The sequence below is a fragment of the Kitasatospora sp. NPDC059462 genome (assembly GCF_042749955.1).
GTDB lineage: Bacteria > Actinomycetota > Actinomycetes > Streptomycetales > Streptomycetaceae > Kitasatospora.
Map to the genome: position 1 here is coordinate 1 of NZ_JBHYUU010000366.1, position 2,791 is coordinate 2,791.

Here is a 2,791-nt window from a genome sequence, read left to right on the forward strand (position 1 = left end):
CCGGCAGGGCGGCGAGCCGGTCCGCGAGCGGCGTCGTGCCGGGCCCCGCCGCCGGGGCGGCGTGCGCCGTGCGACGCGGGGCCGGGCCGGCCTGCGCGCGCAGTGGCGCGGGCAGCGGCGCCCCGGTGGCGGCGGGCGTCGCGAGGTCCAGCCGGACCGGGGCGAGCAGCGCCCGCGCCGTCCCGAGCGCGTCGTCGAGCAGGGCGAGCGCCTCGGCCGGGGGCAGCGGGGCGATGCCGGTCCGGGCCAGCCGCGCGAGGTCGGCGGCGGAGAGCCGGCTGCCCATGCCGTCGCCGTCCCACAGGCCCCAGGCCAACGACAGCCCGGGCAGCCCGAGTTCGCGCCGGTGGGCGGCGAGCGCGTCCAGGAAGGAGTTCGCGGCCGCGTACGGGCCCTGGCCCGCGGTGCCGAGCAGACCGGCGACCGAGGAGAACAGCACGAAGGCCCGCAGCGGCAGTTCGGCGGTCACCCGGTGCAGCGCCCAGGCGCCGTCGGCCTTGGGCCGCAGCACGGCGGCGACCCGTTCGGGGGTGAGCCCCTCGGTCACGCCGTCGTCGACCACGCCGGCCGCGTGCAGCACGGCGGTGACCGGCAGCCCGGCGGGCGCCTGGGCGAGCGCCTCCCGCACGGCCCGGGGGTCGGCGACATCGGCGGCGACGGTCGCCACGGCGGTCCCGGCCGCCGTCAACTCCTCGACCAGGCCTGGTTCGACGGTGCCCCGGCGGCTGAGCAGGAGCAGGCCCCGGACTCCATGGGCGTGCACCAGATGGCGGGCGACCAGGGCGCCGAGCGCCCCCGAGGCGCCGGTCAGCAGAACGGTGCCTTCGCCGAAGTCCGGTCGACTGTCCGGGAGTTCGGCACGGGTCAGTCTCGGCCGCAGGATTGCGTCATGACGAAGCGTCAGCTCTGCTTCCTGGTCGAACTGCAGGGCGTCCGCCGTGACCCGATCGCCCGGACCGGCGTCCAGCAGGGCCACCCGGCCCGGGTGTTCGGCGGCGGCGGAGCGGAAGAGTCCGCGGACGGCCGCCGCGGCGAGGTCCTGGACCGGGTCGTCGTCGCCGGTGGTGACGGCGCCCCGGGTGAGCAGCACCAGCCGGGAGGTGCTGAAGCGCGGGTCGGCCAGCCACGCCTGGAGCACCGGCAGCAGCTGCCGGACGGCCGCGCGGGCGGCCTCCGCCGGGTCGGCGGCACCGTCCGTGGCGCCCGGACCGTCCGGGGTCGCGTACGGGAGCAGGACGAGCGGCGGCACCGGCTCCGGGATCCCGTCCAGGGCGGTCACGGCACCGACGGGCGGCAGCAGGTCCGGCTCCGGGCGCTGCCCGTCGAGGACGAGCACCGCGGTCTCCCCCGCACCGGCGGGAGCGGGGGGCCCGGCCGGCGCCGGCTCCCAGGTGAGCGCGTACAGCGAGCGCTCGGCGGTGCTCCGCAGGGCGCGGGCCAGCGCCTCCGGGGCGACCGGGCGCAGATCCAGCCGGGCGACGTCGGCCAGCGGCTCACCGCGGCCGTCGGCGAGCGTGAGCCGGTAGCCGCCGTCGACGGGCCGCAGCGCCACCCGGGCGGCGACCGCGCCCACGGCGTGCACGGCGACGCCGTTCCAGGCGAAGGGCAGTAGCAGGCCGGGCCCCGCGTCCGTCGGGTGTCCGTGCCCGGCGAGCAGGTGGAGGGCGGCGTCCAGCAGGGCCGGGTGCAGCCCGTACGCCCCGGCGTCGGCGGCGGGGCCCTCGGGCAGCTCGACCTCGGCCCAGAGCGTGCCGTCCGTGGCGCGCCAGGCGGCGCGCAGGCCCTGGAAGGCGGGGCCGTAGCGGTAGCCCTCGGCGGCGAGTCGCGGGTACAGCGCGGCCACGTCCAGCGGCTCGGCGCCGGCCGGGGGCCAGGCCCGCAGGGAGTCCGGCGCGGCGGCGGTCGGTTCGGCCGCTCCGGCCGCTCCGGCCGCTCCGGCGGCTTCGGCGGCTTCGGCGGCTTCGGCGGCGAGCGTTCCGGTGGCGTGCCGGGTCCAGGGCGCCTCCCCGTCCCCGGCCGGCCGGGCGTGCACGGCCAGCGCCCGCCGGCCGTCCGCGTCCGCCGGCCCCACGGAGAGCTGGAGCTGCACGGCCGCGTCGGCGGCGAGCGGCAGCGGGGACTCCAGGGTCAGCTCGGCCAGGTACGGGGTTGCGGCGCGCTCCCCCGCCCGGAGCGCCAGTTCGACCAGCGCGGCGCCGGGCAGCAGCGGGGTGCCGAGGATCTCGTGGTCGGCGAGCCAGGGCAGGGCGGCCGGGGAGAGCCGGCCGGTCAGCACCAGGCCGTCGCTGCCGGGCAGCCGCAGTTCGGCGCCGAGCAGCGGATGGTCGGCGCGGTCGAGGCCCACCTCGCGCGGGTCGGCCGGGGTGGGATCGGCGTCGAGCCAGAAGCGCCGGTGCTCGAAGGGGTAGGTGGGCAGTTGGGGGGCGTCGGCGATGCTGCCGCTCACCCCGGTCAGGGCCGGCCAGTCGACGGCGGTCCCGGTGACGGCCAGCCGGGCGAGGGCGGTCGCCAGGGCCGGTGCCTCGGGGCGGTCCCGGCGCAGGGCGGCCGCGGCCGCGGTGGGCGCGTCCGCACCGAGAGCGGCCTCGACCAGCGGGGTGAGGACGGCGTCGGGTCCGAGTTCGAGGTAGCGGGTGACGCCCTGCTCGTGGAGGGTGCGGACCACGTCGTGGAAGCGCACGGCCGAACGGATGTGGCGCGCCCAGTACCCCGGATCGGCCAACTCCTCCGCCGTGGCGAGCTTTCCGGTCAGATCGGAGACCACCGGCAGCAACGGCTCGGTGAACACCAC

At 79.3% G+C, this 2,791-nt stretch carries 1 protein-coding gene; it reads right to left on the reverse strand.

Annotation, left to right across the window (positions count from 1 at the left end):
• Positions 1-2,791, reverse strand: a 2,791-nt coding sequence (locus tag ACFXAM_RS38445; protein WP_380298555.1) for a type I polyketide synthase, incomplete at both ends; no start/stop codon positions are given.